The sequence below is a fragment of the Streptomyces sp. NPDC002817 genome (assembly GCF_053592055.1).
Genome location: NZ_JBSFUY010000004.1, coordinates 400,371 through 419,281, shown reverse-complemented (window position 1 = coordinate 419,281; position 18,911 = coordinate 400,371). Strand labels below are relative to the sequence as shown.

The window sequence follows — 18,911 nt, the reverse complement described above, 5'->3', positions numbered from 1 at the left end:
CACCGCACCTTTCGTCTGCCCGATCCACCCGCCTATCGATGTGATCCGTGGGAAGCGTGATGGGATGTGGTGAATCGCGACATGGTCATATCATCAGATAAATGAGTGGGACATCTTGCCAGGTGGGAGGAGGTGTCGCAGGGGCCAGACGCCAAGTTGGGGCGGTTTGGACGTGAACCAGATGAAGATTGTCGCGATCAGGCCATTCTGTGGCCGGTATGCCATGCGTCACGGCGCGTCTGCCTATGATCATGTGGCACTCAATGAGCCGCAGGCGGGGAGACGAATATGGCCGGGGCGGTGCGCCAACGGACCGTGTATTTCTTCGAGGTCGTCGAAGCCAAAGACGGCCAGCCCCGCATGGAACCCCAGCCCTGGCGGGACTTCCTTGACCGTGTCGCGGCCTCGGAGCCGCACGAGCGGATCGTGCGCAGCGCGGACGACCAACTGGTCGGGATCGTGGATACGGCCACCGAGGCGGACCATCTCCAGCTCGCCAAGATCACTGGTGAAGTACCGCACCAACTCGACCACAGCAACGGCACCATTGAAGCCTTACAGCTCGCGGCCGGCACGGATGTCGTCCACGTGACCACGCTCTGCTTCCTGCCCTACGGAAACATCATCGGCGCCCTGCCCGGCGGCTTCTCCGCGCCGCGCGTAAGCGCCATCACCAAGTGGCTGAACGGGATCGGACTCCCGTGCGGCGAGGTCGTACTCAAGCCGGTCATTCACGCGCGAGCCCGTGAGAAACTCAACCGCATCGAGGCGGTGTCGGAGTTCACCGTGCAGCTCGAAGGCGCCCCGGCGGACACGGCCAGTGCCTTGAGCGCGCGAGGCGACCTCGCGGACTCGTTGCGGAGCTTCGGGCAGCGTCATCCCGACACTTCCATCACGCTCTCGTTGAAGGTTCCCAGGCGCGGGGGACGGCTGAGCAAACTCCGCAGGAACCGTGCCGCCACCCAACTGCGCAGTGATGTACTGCAGTTCATTCCCGACCTCGATGAGTGGATGGACGAGTCGGGTGTGGTGCGCTCGGTCAGCGGCCAGGTCGCTATACGGGACGCACACCGGCAGTCCCTGGAGTACGAGCCGCTCGACTTCCTGGCACACCGCATCACAGCGCAGTGCGAAGTGCCGATCGCGTTCACCGACGGCCGATCGGTCGATCTGCATTACGCCGTCGACGCGATCTTCGCCGCGGCCCGTACGCATGAACGTGCGCTCCAGGAAGCCTGTCAGTACCGGCCGCTAACCTGAGCAGCAGCGCAGGAGTTGGGGGCCGACGTGCTGGATTGGCTGTGGCGGCGATGGGTGGGGCGGCCGGCGGTGGACTGGATCCTTGCGCTGACGGTCACTGGCGTGCATGCGGCGGCTGTGCAGATCGCAGGTGGCGGGGATGTGCTGGCCTGGCCCGACAGGGAGCAGAGGATCGCTGTCTACACCGCGACGGCGACCGTCGCCGCCGTCGTCGGCAGCTTCATCACTGCGGCCGTTACCCTGTACGCCGCATCCACCGGGCAACGTATGCGCACGCTGCGCACGCATCCTGTACAGGGGCCGCAGTTCCGCCGGAATTGGATGAGCATCCTCAGTGCGACGCTGGTGATCTCTGGGCTGTGCCTGCTGGCCATCATCCTCGATACGACGCAGAGGGACCCAGGCGGGACACACTGGTTGGCCGAGGCGGCCATGGCGCTGGGGGTGGCACGGGCGACACGGCTGGTGTGGCTGTTCGGCAAAGTCATCGCGGGGGGCGATATCGATCTCGCGGATGTCACGCTCACTCCGTCGGGGCCGGCCCCGACATCGCCGCCGGCGCGGCGGCCGGGAGGGTGAGAGGTGTAGGGGCGGAGCCTCGGTGCATCCGGAAGGGGAATCCGCTGTGCACCGTTTCGGAGCGCGTCTCCCAGTTGAGGGAGACGGCCCCTGGGACGGCCGGGTTTGTCCATCCGGGACGCGTTCTGGACGCAGGTTGGACACAAGGATCGGAAAAGACTGACAAGGGCTGAGAAGGGCTGAGGCGTCAATCCCCGTCTGAGCTGGGGAAACGGCCAGGATTGGCATTGATCGACAAGGGCCGCCAAGATCCTCAAAGGACTCATAATCCGTCGGCCGTGGGTTCGAGTCCCACCCGCCCCACCTGTGCAGGTCGCTGACCTGCGGAAACGTTCACTTTTTGGGGTGGCGGGGCGTCAACTCTGCCTGAACGGACCGAATCCGCGTGCCGACACCGGGAGTGTCACCGGTGCCGCGTCGTGACCAGCTCGTCGGTGTACCGGGCGAGGGTGTCCTCGGCCGTGGGGACGGGGCCGAACAGCTGCTCCTGGCGGCGCGGGTCGGCGACGTAGCGGCCCGTGTCGAACCAGGCGAACATCGCGGTCATGTCCTTGACGAGGGGCATGAAGCGGCCGGCGACGGCTCCTACGGCGCGGGCGACGGCGGAGGGCACGGCCCACACCTTGATCTTCTTTCCGGCCCGGCTGCCCATCAGGTCGGCCATCTCGCGCATGCTGACCGGGCGGTCCCAGCCGATGTCGATGCGCTCGCCGTTGGCGGCGTCGGCGTCGACGGCGGCCGCCAGGTAGGCCGCGAGGTCGGAGGTGTGGACGAAGGTCAGCGGGACGGTGGTCTTGCCGATCCACGTCAGGCGGCCCTTGTCGATCGGGTTGCCCGCCATGGTTCCGATCTGGTCGAGGAAGGCCCCGGGGCGCAGTGCGACGAAGGGGACGCCGAGCTGTTCGAGCTTGTCCTCGGCGATCTTCTTGTGCCAGAAGTGCGGGACCTGGGGCGTCCGGTCGCTGGTGAGGATGCTGGTCAGGACGAACCGCCGGATGCCGGCGCGGTGGGCGGCCTCGGCGAGGTTGGCGTTGCCGACGGTGTCGATGTCGTGCGCGTTCTTGCCGCCGCGGGTGTAGCCGGCGGCGGTGGTGATCATGGCATCGGCGCCGTTCATGGCGGCGACGAGCGAGTCGAGGTCGAGCATGTCGCCGCGGGCGATCTCGACACCCCGCTTTTCGAGCCTGCTCGCGTCGGTGGTCGGCCGGACCAGGGCGCGGACGTTCTTGCCGCGCTTGAGCAGTTCGTCGACGACCTTGCCGCCGAGGGAGCCGGTCGCGCCGACGACGAGGACGGGGAGGGTGGTGGTCATGGGGGGTCTCACTTTCCGTCAGGTCAGTGGTGGGGGATGCGGGGCGGGGCAGTGTCGGCCGCGGGCATGGCGCCGTCGGCCTGCGGGAGCCTGGGGAGGGTGAAGGTGCCCTGGGCGTGGGTGATGCGGCCGTCGTTGAGGTGCGGCCGGCCGGCGAAGCGGTAGGGCTCGCCGGCCCCGCGAGGTGTTGCCCGGCACCCGAACGGGTTCCGTCCTGATGAGCGGGAGGGTTCGCACTCCAGGACGGAACCGGGGCGCTTGCCGAGGGGAGTTACTCGGATTCTTCCCGCGGAACAGCGCGGCTGTTGATCGCGTCGGCGATGACGTAGGCCGTGCGGACGAAGGACTCCGCTTCCTGCGCCGACAGGTTCAGCGCGGAAGTCTCCTCCAGGGCCCGCCACATGGCCGTCAGGGGCTCGCGCATCGCCCGCCCCTTGTCGGTGAGGTGGACGACCATGACGCGCCGGTCGTGTGCGGCCGGCTCGCGCACGAGCAGACCGGCCTCCTGCATGCGGCGCAGGGACTTGGAGACGGTGGAGTGGTCCAGGCCGACGCTCTCGAGCAGTTCGGACTGGGTCTGGCCGTCCCGGTCGAGGAGTTGCATGAGCAGCAGTTCCTGTCCGGGGTGCAGGTCCATCTCGCGGAGCATGACGGCGGCGCGGGCGCGGTGGGCGCGGGCGAGTTGGAAGATCGCGTAGCTCATCGGTCCCTCGCCGGCCGTGGAAGGGGTGCGGTGGGTGGAGGCGGGCATGCGGTTCCTCAGACGGTGTGGGTGGGGTAGTCGGTGTAGCCGGCCACTCCGCCGCCGTAGAAGGTCGCCGGGTCGGGGGTGTTCAGCGGCGCGTCAGAGCGTAGCCGCTCAACCAGGTCCGGGTTGGCGAGCGCGAGGGCGCCGACGGAGACCAGGTCGGCCGTGCCGTTGTCGACGTCCTTGGCGCGGGTGGGCAGGTCGGTGCCGCCCCGGTTGAGGATCAGCGTGGTCGGCCACAGCGCGCGCAGGGTGCCCAGCAGCTCCTCGTCGCCGGCGTGCATCACGTGGAGGTAGGCGAGGCCGAGCGGGCTCAGGGCGCGCAGGAGCGCCGGGTACAGCTCGGCGGTGTCGGACTCGGCGATGTCGTTGAAGGGGTTGCCGGGGGAGATGCGCAGGCCGGTGCGGTCGGCGCCGATCTCTTCGGCCACGGCGGCGGCGACCTCGACGGCGAAGCGGATGCGGTTTTCGATGGAGCCGCCGTAGTGGTCGGTGCGCTGGTTGGTGTTGTCGGCGAGGAACTGGTGCAGGAGGTAGCCGTTGGCACCGTGGATCTCGACGCCGTCGGCGCCGGCCGCGATGGCGGCCGCCGCGGCGCGGCGGAAGTCGTCGACGGTCGCCGCGACCTCCTGTGTCGACAGAGCACGGGGCGTGGGCATCTCCTGGGGCCCGGACATGGTGAACATCGCGCCCTGCGGCTGGATCGCGGAAGGGGCGACCGGCTGACGGCCGTGCGGGGTGTTGTCGGGGTGGGCGATACGTCCGGTGTGCATCAGCTGGATGACGATCCGGCCGTCGGCCTCGTGCACGGCGTCGGTGACCTTGCGCCACCCGGCGATCTGCTCGTCGTTGTGGATGCCGGGGGTCAGGAGGTAGCCCTGGCCGTCCGTGGAGGGCTGGGTGCCCTCGGTGATGATGAGCGCGTGCGAGGCCCGCTGGGCGTAGTACTCGGCGTTCAGCTCGGTCGGTACGCCTTCGGGTGTGGAGCGGTCGCGGGTCATGGGGGCCATGACCAGGCGGTGCGGGAGGGAGATGTCACCGACGGTGGTCGGTGTCCACAGGGCGTTCAGCATGAGGGGTCCTTCGGTGCGGTGATGGCCGAAACAGGGGAGAGGCGGGCGTGGTCAGTCGACGGTGAGGACGAGCTTGCCCCGCACGTGCCCGGCGTCGCTGACCTGCTGGGCCGTGGCGGCCTCGGCGAGCGGGTAGGCGGTGACAGTGGTGACGACCTTGCCGGTCGCGGCGTCCTGCGCCAGCGCGGCCAGGCCGGCGGCGGAGCGTTCCCGGGGACTGCTGGAGAAGGTGATGCCGAGCTGGTGTGCGCGGAAGTCGGAGATGGTGACGATGCGCTCGGTGCCGCCGCGCAGGGTGATGGAGTCCTCCAGGGCGCCCTTCCCGGCCAGGTCGAACACCGCGTCCACGCCGTCGGGGGCGAGCGCCCGGACCCGCTCGACCAGGCCCTCGCCGTAGAGGGTGGCGGTGGCGCCGAGGGAGGTGAGGTAGTCCTGGTTCGCGGCGCCGGCGGTGGCGATGACACGCGCTCCGCGGGCCGTGGCGAGCTGGACCGCCAGGGTGCCGACCGCCCCGGCCGCGCCGTGCATCAGTACGGTCTCCCCGGCGACGACACCCAGCAGGTCCAGAACCCGCTCGGCCGTCGCGCCCGCCACCGGGAGTGCGGCCGCGTGCCGCCAGTCGAGGCCGGCGGGCTTGGGGGCCACGGTGGTGGCCAGCGCGTACTGGGCGTACGAGCCGGTGTCCGACCAGCCCAGCACCTCGTCACCCACCTGCACGTCCCGCACGCCCTCACCCAGGGCGTCCACCACGCCGGCGAGCTCGCCACCGGGGACGGCGGGCAGGGCCGTGGGGAACGCGGCCTCCATGGCCCCGGAGCGGATCTTGCCGTCCAGCGCGTTCAGCCCGGCCGCCCTGACACGGACACGGATCTGCCCGGGGCCGGGCTGCGGGACCTCGACGTCCGCCTCGTGCAGCACTTCCGTGCCTCCGAAACGGTCGAACAGGATGGCTTTCATGACGACTCCTCTCGTGCCGTCACCCATTTAGGTGGCTGGACACATAATTAACGTAGCAGCAAACATGTGGCTAGCCAAGTATTTGCTTCGTGTGGGCCACGCAAGATCGATCGCGGCCGCCTCGACCGGAAGCGCGCGTCGCAGGAAGTCAGGCGCCTTCCCCGAGGAAGTGCCGCGGCGCAGCCGCCCAGTTCATCGAAGCTCTCGCCGTGGGAGATGCCGACGCCGGCGGAGGAGTGCGTGGCCGGTGTGGCGGACCGTCGTGGACGGCGGCCGTGGTCCGGTCGGGAGGCCGGATGTGATTGCCGTGGCGCGGAGTCCGACGGGCTCCAGCCCGGTACTGATCAACGGGCTCCATGCCCGGACAGCGAGTACGGATCCGCATGCCGAGGCGACCGGGAGCCACGTCGGCGCCCCGGTCCGGCTGACGGCTCCGCCGAACTCGACAGCACCGCCCCGGGGCTTGTTCATCGACGGCCACCCGCTTGCACTCGTCGCCCCCTGCCCGCCCTGGTGTCAGTAGCGGGACGAGAAGGATCACACCCCGGACGGGCTGCTCGTCGTCGACGTGGTGTTCGGCCGGGTCGGGGGTGTGAGCGCCGGGAGGGCGACGCTGCCGGTGTGCGGGGGTCGGTGGGGGGTGTTGCCGCAGCTCGTCAGGCGGCACGCCGCACGCTTGGAGCCCCGGGCGGTTTCGGAGCCGCCGACCGGACCGGACTGAGTGCTTCATCAGCACACAGCCGCCGCGGTCGGCCGGTGTGGTTCATCCACCGGTTTCCTGCGGCGGCTGTGCTTCCTGCGAGGAGGGCGGTGTCACCGGCCGGCGGGCGCCGACATGTGCAGCAGTCGTTCGGTGATCTCCCGGTACTGCCTGAGCGCGATCCGTAGCTCCTCGGTCTGCGCGTCGGTGTCCTGGTCCTGCCAGCCCGTACGGAGGACGCGGCGCCGTTCGGTGAGGGTGTCGGTGAACTGGGTGGCGACGTCGTCGAAGAGAGCGTCGGCCTCTTCCACCGCCTGGCGCGGGTTGTCGACGAAGGTGTTGAGGGCCTGTTGGAGGCGCAGCGCGAGCTTGTCCCGTTCGCCCTGCGCGATGAGGTCCGGGCCGGGCGTGCGGCCGGGCCTCGCGGTGCCGGTGCCGGGCTCACGCGGTGCGTGAGCGGATTCGGCGCGGGGTGCCTGCGGAGCGCGCGGGGTCGCGGGATCCGGGGCCGCAGGCTGGTGTTGCGGTGCGTGTTCGGCGTTGTGCGACATCAGGTGCGGCTTCCGTTCGCGTGGCGTCGGCTCAGTGCCCATGGCGCATGGCCGTTGCCGTCGGGGGACCGCGGAGGGCGCCGGTCGGAGGTGGAGCCGGTCGTCTGTTCGGCGACCAGTGCCTCGAAGAGGCTTCGGGCCTCGACCATGGCCTCCCGCATTTCCTCGGTGCCGCTCCGGTCGCGGGCCGCCGTGTGCATGCTGCGGTAGCCCTGGACGGAGTGGGAGTGGTGGACGGAGAGGGCGGCGATCTGGTCGTCGAACTGCTCGCCGTCGGGGAAACCGCGGTCCCTTGCCAGGCGTGCCAGCAGTGCGTCCGCCTCGATGATGGCCTGCTGCGGTGATTCGACGAACTGCTCCTGGATCGCGGCCCATCGCGTCACATAGCGCTCGTGGGCCGCGGGCGACAGCGGTTGCTCGGTGAGGGAGCCGTGCTCCTTCACGCGCGCGCCGAGTTCCTGTTCGGCGGCCTTGGTGTCGCCGTCGTGGGCGGCGACCGTGCGGGCGTACTCGGGGCCGAAGCGGCGCTTGAGCCCTTGCCCGCCGCTGCCCCGGGCCCGTCCACGTCCGGTGTAGAGGATGATGGCCAGGCCGATGACGATCACAGCGATGATCACAATGGTGAGCATGGCTGCCTTCTCCGGCTCTCGGTTCGCGCGTCGATCTGCTTCATTGCCGTCAATTCCTGTCGGCTGATGGGATGTTCGAGCCTGCCGGGTGATGTCCACGTGACGTGGTCACCACCCGGGGCGTATGTGGTCAGGGCCTGAAGGCGTCCTTGGCCTTGTCGCCGGACTGCTTGAGGTTTCCGGCGACCCGGTCGGTCCTGCCTTCGCGCTGCAGTCGCCTGTTGCGGGTGGTCCGGCCGATGCGTTCGGTGAACCGGCCCTTGAACGCCTGGGTCTTGTGCTTGATCGTCTGTCCGACGCTCATGGCTGTCCTCTGTTCGTCGGCTGGGGCGTGGAGTGGACTACCTGCGACCGTGGCTGTACCGGCGGCCGCCACCGCTACGCCTGCCACCGCCGCGGCCGCGCATGGCGAAGCCGACGATCCAGACGACCAGCAGTACGGCGGCGACCCACCAGAGGGCCTGCATGGTGAAGCCGAAGCCGAACACCACCAGGATCAGCAGAAAGAGAAGGATCCACAGGATCATTGCCGGGCCTCCAGATCGCGGAAGTTCCTGAGTTCCGCGGGGTCCGGGCGAAGCGGGGGAGGTGGAATGCCGCCCCCGAACAAGCCGGAGTGGCATGGCCCTACGCCGTGCTGTCAGTCAACGCCCGGCATCCTCCGTTGTCAACGTGGTGTCTGCACGGGCGAGTTCAAGGGGATGGGCCGGGACGGCCGGGGCGAGTGGAGCTTCGGACTGCTCGGCCCGGGGCGCCGGCAGGATGTGGTCCTCCCACCAGGACAGGCCCATCACGGTGGCGAGCAGGACGAAGGGGACCGATGCCGGAACGATGAGTACGTACATGCCTACCACCTGCGGTGGGATGCGTGCGGCGAGGCGGGCAGCGGATCGTTGCCCGTCTGGGGCGCATCGAGGCCGTGCCGGGATCCCATGGCGACGGCGGGTGCGGGAGCAGCCTGTTGGCGGCGAGGCAGGTTCAGGCACCGATGCGTGAGGTGCGCCCTCGAAGGAGCGCGAGAGGTGATCGACGCTGCCGGGGGCTCGGGCCGTACCGCGCACGCTAGCCCTCACCGCGATCCCTGGACAGACGGCAAGTGGCCATCCGGCTTTGGCGGAAGACGCTGACGTGGGCCGCTGTCCGCGACCTCTGGGGAGGGCTACGCTGTGGGTACAGGCCCTGGCCCCCGGCGGTGATGTTCTGTTCCGCTCCGGGGAGGCCCGCCGTGTTCGTTGTGTTTCTCGTTCTCGCCGTGGTCCTGTTCGGTCTCGGTTTCCTCAGCCCTGTGTGGTGGGTGGCCGCGGCCGTGCTGGTCTTCAGTGCCACTCGGCACGGACGCGATCGCGGGGGAGGGTGGATCCGCGGTGACGGCTCCGATCTCGGGGACTACCGGGACTATGAGAACCGCCGGGACCGTCAGGACCGCTGGGACCGCCGCTACAGCCGGCAGAACCGGGCGCGTTGGCGGCGCGAGGACCGTCGGGACCACGAACGGCGGGGGTGAGCGGTGGAGTCGCCCGACGCTTGGAGGTTCCGGGGCGGCTTGTGCCGCACCGGACGCGTGGAGATCGTGGAGAGGTGGATGCCATGCATCGCACAATCCTGCTCCCGGAGAACTGGTGGGACGAGGCGGCTGAGGCCTGGGCGGAGAAGGCAACGGGCCAGGATGCCGCGAAGCTGCGTGCCGAGATCGATCAGCTGCGGCGGGCGCTGGCCGGCCGTATGGTCATCGATCAGGCGTGCGGGATGGTGATGGTCCTGGCCCCCTGCCGCCGTGGGCCGGCCAGGAACCTGCTGGTGGACATCTCGCGACAGTGCAACGCCAGCCTTCCGGACGTGTCCGCGGCCGTGGTCGCGGCCTGGGAGGGGGAGCCGCTCTCCCGGCTGATGCAGCGGGCGCTGCGGCATGCGCTGCGCCGGCTCTACGCGGAGGACCGAGCGTGCGACCCGGCACCGGCGGCCGAGCCGTCCGGAAGAGGCAGGCCATGATTCATGGACACGGTGACTGCTGGTGAGGACTGTGTCGTGAGGTACGCATCCTGGCGTCGTGTTCCTGCGAGCAAGCCCGGGGCCTGCTGGTGGACGTGTCGCGGCACTGCAATGTCACGGTTCGCGACGTGGCTGCGGCCCTGGTCGCCACTACGAAGGGCCAGGAGCTCCCCGAGTGGATACGGCGCGAGTGGTGTCGCACGCTGCGGCGCCCGCACGCGCCGGAGCGGCGGTGACGGGCCGTCGCTCGTCGACCGCTCGCATCAAATGCCCGGCCTCGGGCACTCAGGAGCGGTGGACGCGTACCGCGCGCCCGCGCCATGGGGAGGGCATCGTGACGTTGTTCAACGCACAAGGGCGCGGCCGGGACGTGAAGTCCGCGGCCCGTTCCACCCAGAACGAGACGGTGTCCGCCGCGGGGCGAGCGGGCTTTGTCGCACGAGGCGTGGTGTACGTCCTCATCGGCGCTCTTGCCATGCGGATCGCCCTCGGCGGCGGCGGCGAGTCGGCTGACCGGCAGGGCGCGCTGGCCCAGGTCGCGGAGCAGCCGTTCGGGAAAGTGATGCTGTGGGCGCTGGTGGTCGGCTTCGCCTCCATGGCGCTCTGGCGGGGTACCCGTGCGGCCCTGACCAGGGGACCTCGGCGGAAGGCGGGGGCACGGGTCCTCGACGGCGGGCGGGCGGTCTTCTACGCCTTCGTCTGCTGGACCACCGCGGTGTACGCCGCCGGCGGCGGCCAGGGTTCCAGCGGCAACGAACAGTCGCAGGACTGGACGGCATCGACGCTCAAACTCTCGTACGGCCAAGTGCTGGTGGGAGCCGCGGGGTGCCTCCTGATCGGCATCGGCGCGGTCCTCGCCGTCCGGGCGGCCATGCGGCGCTTCCTCAAGCAGCTGGACACCGGCGCCATGAGCCACCGTACGAAGCAGGTCGTCACCGCCCTGGGCGTGGGCGGAGGCGTGGCGCGTGGCGTGGTGTTCGCGGCAGCCGGGATCTTCATCCTGGTGGCAGCCGTCCGCTTCGACCCGGACGAGGCCAAGGGCGTGGACGCGACGCTCCGCAGCTTCACGCAGACGCCGGTGGGGCCATGGCTCCTGGTCGCCGTCGCGATCGGGCTGATCCTCTTCGGTGTCTTCTCCTTCGCCTCGGCCCGCTGGCGCCGACTGTGAACCGGTGAGCCGAGGTGTCCTCCAGGCTCGCCCATACCTCAATCTCGGGACAGACGCAACCTGTGGCGGTGGCGTGCAGGGCAGAACGGTTCTACCGTGGTGAGAGGAAGCAGATCCCAGGAGCACCTCATGATCATCCTTGGACTCGTCATTCTCGTCGCCGCTGTGGTCATCGGCGTTGCCGGCGTTCTTTCCAACAGTGGCAGCGCCCACGAGTTCACCGGCGGATTCTCCGTCTTCGGAGTCGACGTCACCGGCTCCACCGGCACCCTTTTCCTCTACGGCATCGTCGTCGGGGCGGCCGCTCTGTTCGGGCTGAGCCTGCTCATGACCGGTACCCGCCGTACCGCTCGCCGCGGCCGCACCGCACGTCGTGAGCTCGAGCAGAATCGGCGCGAGACAGCCGCAGCCGAACAGGATCGGGGCGTTCTGATCAACGAACGCGACTCCGCCCGCGCTCAGCCGGCGCAGACGGAAAGGACCGACGAAGACCCTGCCGGACCGGTCGAACGCCCCCGTCACAAGAACCACTGGTTCCACCACCGGTCCGCTCACTGACGATCCAGCGGTCCCGGTGACGGTGTCAGGACCCCAGGCCGGGGAGAGGTTCGGAGTCGTCGATGAAGGCGCGGGCCAGGTCGGACAGGCGGCGGTTGTGGGCGCGGGCGTAACCACGCAGCGCGGTGAACGCCCGCTCCATGTCGATGTTCTGGCGTTCGGCGAGTTTGCCCTTGGCCTGTTCGATCAGTACGCGGCTGTTCAGCGCGGTCTGCAGCTGCTCGTTGAGGACGTTGCTGCGGTGAGCGGTGCGCTGTTGCAGGAGGCTGATGGTGGCGACGTCGGCCAGGGCCTGGGCGACGAGTGTGCCCGCCGGGTCGAAGGGCCCGGGGGCGGCGCGGAACAGGTTCAGGGCGCCGACGACCTCGTCCCGCAGGCGCATGGGCAGCGCCTGCACCGACCCGAAGCCACCGCGGTGGGCCGCCGTGACGAAGCGCGGCCAGCGGTCGGCCTCCCGGGTCAGATCAGGGACGATCACGGGGGCGCCGGTACGGAAGCACTCCAGGCAGGGGCCCTCGTCGTTCTGGAGCTGGAAGAGCTCCACCAGCCGTACCTGTTCGTCGGAGGCTGCCATCACACGGAGTTCGCCGTCGCGGTCCGCGAGCAGCACCCCGGCGGCACTCGCGCCGAGCAGTCCTACACAGCGGTCGGTGAGCAGGCGCAGGAAGTCGATCAGGTCGAAGTCGGCGACCAGGTTGTCCGCCAGTTCGACGAAGGTCTTGGCCAGGAGCTGCTGATTCATCGCGTCACCCTCGATGGAGATTAGGCCCGCCGGGAAGCGGCGGGAAGTATGGGCGCGTCAGTGGGATGGCACCGGTGCATCAGGGCTCCTCGTCGGTCCGTCGGGGTTCCGAGTCCGGGGAGAAGCGAAGCCGGTGGGCCACCACGTCGGCGGCCACGTCGGCGAGCCGGAGTCCCTGCATGAAGGCGTAGGCGCGCAGCCGGACGAAGGCCTCGTCGATGCCGACGCCGAGCTGGACGGTGAGGATGCCGGTCGCCTGGTCGATCTCCGCCCGGTACGCGCCCAGGTCCTCGAGGCCGCGGTCCGACGACGCCCCGTCGGCAGGCGCGCCCGTCTCCTCGATCCGCGCGTCGAGCAGGAGCAGCGTCGCGAGATCGGCGAAGGCCTGCGCGTCGGCCAGTTCCTCGGCGTCCAGCACGGTCGGCACGTCGGCGTACAGGTCCAGGACTCCCGGGCTGATCGCCCCCATCTGCAGGGGGAGCGCGAAGACGGCTCGTACCCCTGCGCCCAGGGCCGCATCCGCGAACACGACCCAGTGGTCCTGCAGCGCACCGGTCCGCAGATCGGGCGTCAGGACGGCCGAGCCCTGGGTGAAGGCGTCCACGCAGGGCCCCTCGCCCAGCATGAGCTGCAACTCCTCCAACTGCTCACTGATGTCGTCGGTGCTGCACAGCGGATGACTCGCCGTGGTCCGGGACATCGCCGACAGCCCGGCCCCGCCGATCGGGAGCGCGGCCACGGCCGCGGTGCACACGTCCACCACACCGACCCGGGCACCGCGTCGCGCCGCCTGCGCGGCGACCAGCGCCTGGATCCGCGCCGAGCGGCTGTCGGACCTCATCCGGGCCACCGCGTCCAGGCATCGTGCGCAAGTCCTTCCAGCCGCGCGGCGGTTCGCTCCCCGACCGGAAGGACCAGCACCCGGAGCAGCGTGGCGCTGACCGGCCTCCAGATCTCTCCCACGTCCAGCCATCCCCAGGCGCGGAGCGCGGCGAGGGCCTGGTGATCGAACCGGTCCACCAGGGTGGCGCCGAGCGCCGCACGCTGGTCGGTCAGCAGCCGCTCCTGCAACCGGTGGGCCACGTCCTGGTCCCGCGGGTGCGGGCGGACCAGGACGTCGGTGATCGCGAAGACTCCGCCCGACTCGGTGAGTCGCTCGATACCGCGCGGCAGCGCCCCGTCGAACCCGAGCCACCAGAAGCCGTCGCTGCGCACCGGGAACCCGAAAGCGCACCCCACCGGACCGTCCCTCTCCGCGATCACCATGGCGAACCCCGGCCGACGGATCTCGGCGGTCAGACGGTGCAGGAAGTCCTGGCGGCCGGGTGGCCGATACGCCTCACGGGGAGACGTCTCGCGGGAGTCCACGTACAGATCCGCGAGCTCCCCGCTCACAGCCTGCGCCTGCCAGCGGTTCACCCGACGCAACAGGACCGCGTCCATCGTGACCGACTCGCTGCCCCGGGGCTCTCGTTGCCGCCCCCGCTCCGATCGGGCTGTCACCGCGCATCACCCGACAGGACGGAGCCCAGCGCAACGGGTCGGCGCGGCGGGGCTTGGGCGACCGGGGCCGGGACGTCCCTGGGAGAACGCGCCGGATGCCCGGGCGGAGGGCCGAGGAGAAGGGCCCCGCAGCCGGTGAGGTCGAGTATCCGGCCCAGTGTCGGTGGCGGGTGGTGCAGTCGCAGGGTCCCGCCGGACTCGACGGTCCGCTGTGCGGCGTACAGGAAGGCATTGAGGCCGGCGCAGTCGCAGAAGGTGACGGGGGTGAGGTCGACATCGACGATGCGGATGCCGTCGCGCAGACACCGCGCCAGTGCTGTGCGCACCAGCGAGGCCGATTCCAGGTCGATCTCACCGGCCAGGGTGATCAGCGCCCGGTTCCGTCGGTCATGGCGGTAGACGGTGAGCTGGGGGAAGGGCATGACGCCTCGGTTCACAGGACCATCCGGCAGCGCACGCGGTGACGCCGGCGTTCCCGGCTCTCTCGGCGTGCTCCTGGCAGGGGCGTACGTTCGACGGAGGCGGAGCATCGGTGGGCCCCGCAGCCTGTGCGACAGGACAGCGGACCCACCCAGTTCCCTCCAGGGATGCGCCGGGTGACGGACAGAAGATCCGCTCCCCGCCGCCATCTGTATCGAGCAACGACAAGCCGCCGGGGTCTGGGACGTCCGTACAAGCAGCATAGTCCCCGACCCGGTCCTGCGGACGGCCGGAAGCCGCCAGTCCCAGGATGCGGACGGCGCCGAAGGCCCTGAGAAGGTGGCTTCGCGTGCGGCCCGGGCCTCAGGAACCGCCGGGGCTCCGGGGCCGGACGACCATCACGGAGGGGATGGTGGAGAAGACGGCCGACACCGCCGCACAGGAGGCCCCCGGAATCCACGTGCTGCGCCGCTGCCTGCCGGCTCCCCGGTCGGCGCCGACCCGAACCGGGGCTCGCGGCCCGTACGGCCGCCGCCACGGTGCGGCGGCGGCCGTACGTGGCGCGAGGCTGGGAGGCCCCCCTCCACCGTGTCCTCGCGCGCTGTCCTCCGCGGCGGCGGGATTCGGTGAGGACACCCCGTCTGGAAATGCCGGGAGGACGGAGGCTGGAGCCGCGCATTGCGACGATGCGGCTCCGGCCGGGCCTGGGTTCCGACTCGGGGGCAGGGAGCCTGGTGAGGAAGACCTGCTGGTACCGACACGGTCGTGGTACGTCTTCCCTGCGTGGAGCGTAGAGCAGATACAGGCGAAGCGGAACAGGGCCGTTCGCAGGCGCCGCCCGCGCACCCGGGACGCCGTCGCGGTCTCCTCCGGCACACTCACCGTCCAGCTGCCCGCGCCCCAACGGCCCCGTGCTCCCAACGGGCCCCGGCACGGCGCCGATCCGGGGCTATGCTGCTGTGGACGTCCCGGACCCAGGCGCCGTACCCCCGTCGGCCACGACGGCACTCCCGTACACCTCCCGGTCTTCTGAACCGAGGCGCCCCATGAGCAGCTCGCGGCATCCGCACGAACCCGAAGGCCCGGAGCGTTCCGTCCTGGACACGGTGCGGTTGCGCCGGCTGAATCGCTGGCAGGCCGAAGGCATGCGGGAGGACCTCGCGGATCTGTACGTGGAGTCGTCCGTCACCCCGCCCGGCGAAGAGTTCCGTGACCGACAGGAGTTCCTGCGCCGGCTGGAGCACGACGTACAACTGCCCGGGTTCGACATGCTGGTCGCCGAGGCGGAGGGCCTGACCGGCTGTGCCTCAGGGGTCCCCGTGCCGCGCGACGGCTCCTGGTGGGAGGGGTTCGACGGGCCGATGCCGCAGAACCTGGAACAACTGACCGCCTCCGGGCATGTCTTCGCGATCCTCGAGACCGTCGTCCATCCGCACCGGCACGCACCCGGTCTCGCCCGCCGGCTCCAGGAGCGTCTGCTCGCCGACCACCAGTCCTCGCTCGGCGTCACCTTGGTGGATCGGTCCGCCCGATCGGTCCGCGCCGCCTACATGGACCGGGGTTGGCAGGAAGCGGGGCGGATCCAGCGCATGCCCGGCCCGACGACCCTCCAGGTGATGGTTCTTCCGCTCGGCGAGCGCACGGAGGACCATCCGGACGGCCTCACCCACAACGACCGCACCCAACGGCCCGAATAGCCACCCGCGACGGCCGGACACAGCGCGTACCGAGGCGTGGAGGAACGGGTGGATCTGTCTCCCGAGCAGGAGGCGCGGCGGATCGCCGCGGTGCGTCGTTACGACATCCTGGACACCCCGCCCGACGGTGCCTTCGACCGGATCGCCGCGCTGGCCGCCCGCCTGTTCGACGCTCCGGCCGCCACGGTGACGATCGTGGACACCGACCGGGTCTGGTTCAAGGCCGTGTACGGCCTGGCGGGGGTCACACAGATCGGCCGGGACCCGGGACTGTGCACCTCGGCGATCCTGACCGGCGGCCCTCTGGTCGTCCCCGACACCCTCGCCGACCCGGTCGCCCGCGCCCACTGTCTGGTGACCGGTCCGGCCCGGGTGCGCTTCTACGCCGCGGCCCCGATCACCACCGGCGACGGCCACCGACTGGGCACCGTGGACGTCCTGGACACCAGACCGCGCCGCGTCACACCTGACCAGGCCACCGCCCTGACCGACCTGGCGGCGCTGGTGATGGACGCACTCGAACTGCGGCTGTCCGCACTGCGCATGCTCCGTGTGGAACGGGAACTGGTGGAGGTCGAGCACGCGGCACGCCGGCGCGCCGAGCGGGACCGGTCGGAGATCGCCGCGTACGCCTCCACCCTGCAACGCACCCTGCTGCCCCCGGCACTGCCGGAAGTACCCGGACTGGAAGCCGCCTGCCACTACACCACCGCCTCGGTCCACGACGTCGGCGGCGACTTCTACGACGTCTTCCCGCTCGGCGCCGGGCGGTGGGCGTTCTTCCTCGGTGACGTCAGCGGCCGGGGCGCACCCGCCGCCGCGCTCACCTCGCTGATCCGCTACACCCTGCGCACCACCGCCCTGCTGGAGCGCGACCCGGGTGCCGTACTGCGGGCGCTGAACTCCGCACTGCTGGCGGCATCGTCCGACGGCAGTGGCTTCTGCACCCTGGTCTTCGGCACCCTCGCCCCCGAGCCCACGGGCGGTTTCGCCCTCACCTTGGCCGGCGGCGGCCATCTCCCGGCCCATCATCTGCGCCCCGCCCGCCGCGACGGGCCCGACCGGGCGGCCGCCCGCACCGAGCCGGTGAGCCTGGCCGGAGGGATGCTCGTCGGCGCGCTGCGCCACGCGGACTTCGTCTCCCGGGACATCCGACTCCTGCCCGGCGAGGCACTCTTCCTCTACAGCAACGGACTCACCGAGGCCCGCACCTCCCGAGGTGCCCGGTTCGGCGAGAGCGGCCTGGCCGCCCACCTCACCCACCACGCCGCCACCAACCGGGCCCTCGGCGCCGCCGCGATCATCAGCGACCTCACCTCGCTGCTGGACACCTTCCCCGCGGGACCCGCCGACGACGTCGCGCTCCTCGCCCTCAGCGCGACCTCGGCGACACCCGCCACGGCACCCTCCGGAGCTTCGGGCACCGCGCACACCAGCCTGCCCTCACGGGCACGCTGACGGCACCGCGTGCGTTCTCCACGGCCAGGCGTGCTCGAACGGGATTCGGCCATGGTGCGAGGGACGGGCGCGGAATGCGTACGCCCTGTTTCCGAGGTCCTTGCGCGTCGGACCCGCGGGGATCTTCCCCCGTCGCCCGGCGAGAGGGGGAGGAGGGACGGGTGGGGTGGCGGGATCTGGTCCCGTGTCCGTCACGGGCCGTGCCGTTGTGGTTCTCTGGCGGGACGTCGACTGCGGCCCGCCACCCGGGGGCCGAGGTACGTGCCCGAGGCGATCCCGCGTACATGATGCGGGGATGCGCCCGACGAACCGACGTGTCCGACGCGCCCTGTCCCCGCGTGCCCCGTGCGAGAGAAGGGTTCCTCCATGCCGGTTCCGCGCGCGCCGATCCCGGCGTTGTCGTCGGCCGCTTCCCGTACCGCCGCCGCTCTCGCCGACAGACTCGCCGAGTGGAGCGGCGGCCGGGTGCCGACAGCGGCGGGCCGGATCACCCGTGCCCTCGCCGGTCCTTTCGCGAGTCCCCTCGCCCCGGACGACTACCTGGGCCTGATCGATCCGCTGCTGTCCGCGCGCCATCCCGCGGGCCGGGTGCTCGCCGTGCGGCCGGAGTGCGCCGCGGCGGCCACGCTGGAGATCCGTCCCGGGCGCGGCTGGGCGGCACACCGGCCCGGACAGTATCTGCCGGTGGGGGTGGAGATCGACGGCGTACGGCACTGGCGTACGTACTCGATCACCTCACCCCCTCAGGTGCCGGGCCGGACGCTGACCATCACGGTCAAGGAGCAGCCCGGCGGGCGGGTCAGCCCGCACCTCGTGCACCGCACCCGGCCCGGCACCGTGCTCCGACTCGGCCCCGCGCAGGGTGAGTTCACGCTGCCGGAGGATCCGCTGCCGGCGCGGCTGCTGATGGTGACGGCGGGCAGCGGCATCACCCCGGTGGCCGGGATGCTGCGCACCCTCGCGCGCCGCGGCTTCTCCGGGCCCGCCCCCGACGTCGTACTCCTGCACAGCGCACCCGGCCCTGACGAGTTCCTCTTCCGGGCCGAACTGGCCGCTCTGGCAGCCCGGTCGCCCTGGCTGAGCGTCCACGCGCGGTACACCCGTACCGCGGGCCGGCTGGTCCCCGAGCACATGGGCGTGCTCTGTCCGGACTGGTACGGCCGGGAGACCTGGGCCTGTGGTCCGGACGGACTGCTCGACGCACTGGAGCGGCACTGGGCGGCGGCCGGCGTCGGTGAGCGGCTGCGCGTGGAGCGGTTCCGGCTGACGCCCGTACGGCCGCGGGGCTCCGACGCGTCGGGCGGCCGGGTCCGGTTCGGGCGCAGCGGCATCGAGGCCGACGCGTCCGCGTCCACACCTCTGCTGGAGACCGGGGAGGCGGCGGGGGTGGCGATGCCCTACGGCTGCCGCCGGGGGATCTGCTTCGGCTGCCTCGTCCCGCTGGTCCACGGCCGGGTCCGCGATCTGCGGACCGGTGAACCGCACGGTGCACCAGGTGAGTTGATCCAGACCTGCGTCAATGGTGCGGCAGGTCCGCTCACCCTCGCTCTCTAGGCCCCTCGAGGAG

Annotated in this window: 22 protein-coding genes; 9 read left to right on the top strand and 13 right to left on the bottom strand. The window is 70.8% G+C overall.

Annotation, left to right across the window (positions count from 1 at the left end):
- The first annotated feature begins 288 nt into the window (after positions 1 to 288).
- On the top strand, positions 289 to 1,260 hold the full coding sequence (locus ACWD3I_RS10970; protein ID WP_365393822.1) for a hypothetical protein: 972 nt from the start codon (positions 289 to 291) through the stop codon (positions 1,258 to 1,260).
- A 27-nt stretch (positions 1,261 to 1,287) separates the two neighbouring features.
- Positions 1,288 to 1,839, top strand: coding sequence for a hypothetical protein (locus tag ACWD3I_RS10965; protein WP_328364929.1), 552 nt, complete (start codon positions 1,288 to 1,290; stop codon positions 1,837 to 1,839).
- 403 nt (positions 1,840 to 2,242) lie between these two features.
- On the opposite strand, the gene ACWD3I_RS10960 is transcribed toward ACWD3I_RS10965, so the two are convergent.
- The 9 genes from ACWD3I_RS10960 to ACWD3I_RS10920 form a co-directional block, all read right to left on the bottom strand.
- Complete coding sequence (locus tag ACWD3I_RS10960; protein WP_365393821.1) at positions 2,243 to 3,151, bottom strand: SDR family oxidoreductase; 909 nt, start codon at positions 3,149 to 3,151, stop codon at positions 2,243 to 2,245.
- 271 nt (positions 3,152 to 3,422) lie between these two features.
- Positions 3,423 to 3,902: a MarR family winged helix-turn-helix transcriptional regulator gene (locus tag ACWD3I_RS10955; RefSeq protein WP_365393820.1), complete on the bottom strand. Its 480-nt coding sequence runs from the start codon at positions 3,900 to 3,902 to the stop codon at positions 3,423 to 3,425.
- An 8-nt stretch (positions 3,903 to 3,910) separates the two neighbouring features.
- Positions 3,911 to 4,972, bottom strand: a complete 1,062-nt coding sequence (locus tag ACWD3I_RS10950) for an alkene reductase (protein ID WP_365393819.1) — start codon at positions 4,970 to 4,972, stop codon at positions 3,911 to 3,913.
- A 51-nt stretch (positions 4,973 to 5,023) separates the two neighbouring features.
- On the bottom strand, positions 5,024 to 5,929 hold the full coding sequence (locus ACWD3I_RS10945) for an NADP-dependent oxidoreductase (protein WP_365393818.1): 906 nt from the start codon (positions 5,927 to 5,929) through the stop codon (positions 5,024 to 5,026).
- A gap of 813 nt (positions 5,930 to 6,742) precedes the next feature.
- Complete coding sequence (locus tag ACWD3I_RS10940) at positions 6,743 to 7,180, bottom strand: hypothetical protein (protein WP_365393817.1); 438 nt, start codon at positions 7,178 to 7,180, stop codon at positions 6,743 to 6,745.
- Positions 7,180 to 7,809 carry a hypothetical protein gene (locus ACWD3I_RS10935; protein WP_365393816.1) on the bottom strand — a complete coding sequence of 210 codons (630 nt, stop codon included), beginning with the start codon at positions 7,807 to 7,809 and terminating at the stop codon, positions 7,180 to 7,182. The genes ACWD3I_RS10940 and ACWD3I_RS10935 overlap by 1 nt, the downstream gene beginning before the upstream one ends.
- A 130-nt stretch (positions 7,810 to 7,939) precedes the next feature.
- Complete coding sequence (locus ACWD3I_RS10930) at positions 7,940 to 8,113, bottom strand: CsbD family protein (protein ID WP_365393815.1); 174 nt, start codon at positions 8,111 to 8,113, stop codon at positions 7,940 to 7,942.
- Between the two features lie 37 nt (positions 8,114 to 8,150).
- Entirely contained in the window at positions 8,151 to 8,336 is a 186-nt protein-coding gene (locus tag ACWD3I_RS10925; protein ID WP_365393814.1) for a hydrophobic protein, read from the bottom strand.
- Positions 8,337 to 8,453: 117 nt separating this feature from the next.
- Positions 8,454 to 8,654 carry a hypothetical protein gene (locus tag ACWD3I_RS10920; RefSeq protein WP_365393813.1) on the bottom strand — a complete coding sequence of 67 codons (201 nt, stop codon included), beginning with the start codon at positions 8,652 to 8,654 and terminating at the stop codon, positions 8,454 to 8,456.
- Between the two features lie 380 nt (positions 8,655 to 9,034).
- Between ACWD3I_RS10920 and ACWD3I_RS10915 the strand changes: the two genes are divergently transcribed.
- The 4 genes from ACWD3I_RS10915 to ACWD3I_RS10900 all read left to right on the top strand — a co-directional run bounded on the left by ACWD3I_RS10915 (position 9,035) and on the right by ACWD3I_RS10900 (position 11,524).
- Positions 9,035 to 9,313, top strand: a complete 279-nt coding sequence (locus ACWD3I_RS10915; RefSeq protein ID WP_365393812.1) for a hypothetical protein — start codon at positions 9,035 to 9,037, stop codon at positions 9,311 to 9,313.
- A gap of 83 nt (positions 9,314 to 9,396) precedes the next feature.
- Complete coding sequence (locus ACWD3I_RS10910) at positions 9,397 to 9,798, top strand: ANTAR domain-containing protein (RefSeq protein WP_365393811.1); 402 nt, start codon at positions 9,397 to 9,399, stop codon at positions 9,796 to 9,798.
- Positions 9,799 to 10,132: 334 nt separating this feature from the next.
- A complete protein-coding gene (locus ACWD3I_RS10905; RefSeq protein WP_365393810.1) occupies positions 10,133 to 10,966 on the top strand; it encodes a DUF1206 domain-containing protein in 834 nt (277 codons plus the stop codon).
- Between the two features lie 129 nt (positions 10,967 to 11,095).
- Positions 11,096 to 11,524, top strand: a complete 429-nt coding sequence (locus ACWD3I_RS10900) for a hypothetical protein (RefSeq protein ID WP_365393809.1) — start codon at positions 11,096 to 11,098, stop codon at positions 11,522 to 11,524.
- A 25-nt stretch (positions 11,525 to 11,549) separates the two neighbouring features.
- On the opposite strand, the gene ACWD3I_RS10895 is transcribed toward ACWD3I_RS10900, so the two are convergent.
- From ACWD3I_RS10895 to ACWD3I_RS10880, 4 genes are all read right to left on the bottom strand, one after another.
- Positions 11,550 to 12,266, bottom strand: a complete 717-nt coding sequence (locus tag ACWD3I_RS10895; RefSeq protein WP_365393808.1) for a GAF and ANTAR domain-containing protein — start codon at positions 12,264 to 12,266, stop codon at positions 11,550 to 11,552.
- Between the two features lie 79 nt (positions 12,267 to 12,345).
- On the bottom strand, positions 12,346 to 13,107 hold the full coding sequence (locus ACWD3I_RS10890; protein WP_365393807.1) for a GAF and ANTAR domain-containing protein: 762 nt from the start codon (positions 13,105 to 13,107) through the stop codon (positions 12,346 to 12,348).
- Complete coding sequence (locus tag ACWD3I_RS10885) at positions 13,104 to 13,769, bottom strand: hypothetical protein (RefSeq protein WP_365393806.1); 666 nt, start codon at positions 13,767 to 13,769, stop codon at positions 13,104 to 13,106. The genes ACWD3I_RS10890 and ACWD3I_RS10885 overlap by 4 nt, the downstream gene beginning before the upstream one ends.
- Positions 13,766 to 14,191 (bottom strand): STAS domain-containing protein, encoded by a 426-nt coding sequence (locus tag ACWD3I_RS10880; protein ID WP_365393805.1) that lies wholly within the window; start codon positions 14,189 to 14,191, stop codon positions 13,766 to 13,768. Before ACWD3I_RS10880 ends, ACWD3I_RS10885 begins: the two co-directional genes overlap by 4 nt.
- 1,044 nt (positions 14,192 to 15,235) lie before the next feature.
- On the opposite strand from ACWD3I_RS10880, the gene ACWD3I_RS10875 reads away from it, so the two are divergent.
- The 3 genes from ACWD3I_RS10875 to ACWD3I_RS10865 all read left to right on the top strand — a co-directional run bounded on the left by ACWD3I_RS10875 (position 15,236) and on the right by ACWD3I_RS10865 (position 18,898).
- Positions 15,236 to 15,886: a hypothetical protein gene (locus ACWD3I_RS10875; protein WP_365393804.1), complete on the top strand. Its 651-nt coding sequence runs from the start codon at positions 15,236 to 15,238 to the stop codon at positions 15,884 to 15,886.
- Positions 15,887 to 15,934: 48 nt separating this feature from the next.
- Positions 15,935 to 17,344, top strand: coding sequence for a PP2C family protein-serine/threonine phosphatase (locus ACWD3I_RS10870; protein ID WP_365393803.1), 1,410 nt, complete (start codon positions 15,935 to 15,937; stop codon positions 17,342 to 17,344).
- 366 nt (positions 17,345 to 17,710) lie between these two features.
- Complete coding sequence (locus tag ACWD3I_RS10865; protein WP_365393802.1) at positions 17,711 to 18,898, top strand: ferredoxin reductase; 1,188 nt, start codon at positions 17,711 to 17,713, stop codon at positions 18,896 to 18,898.
- Positions 18,899 to 18,911: the final 13 nt, after the last annotated feature.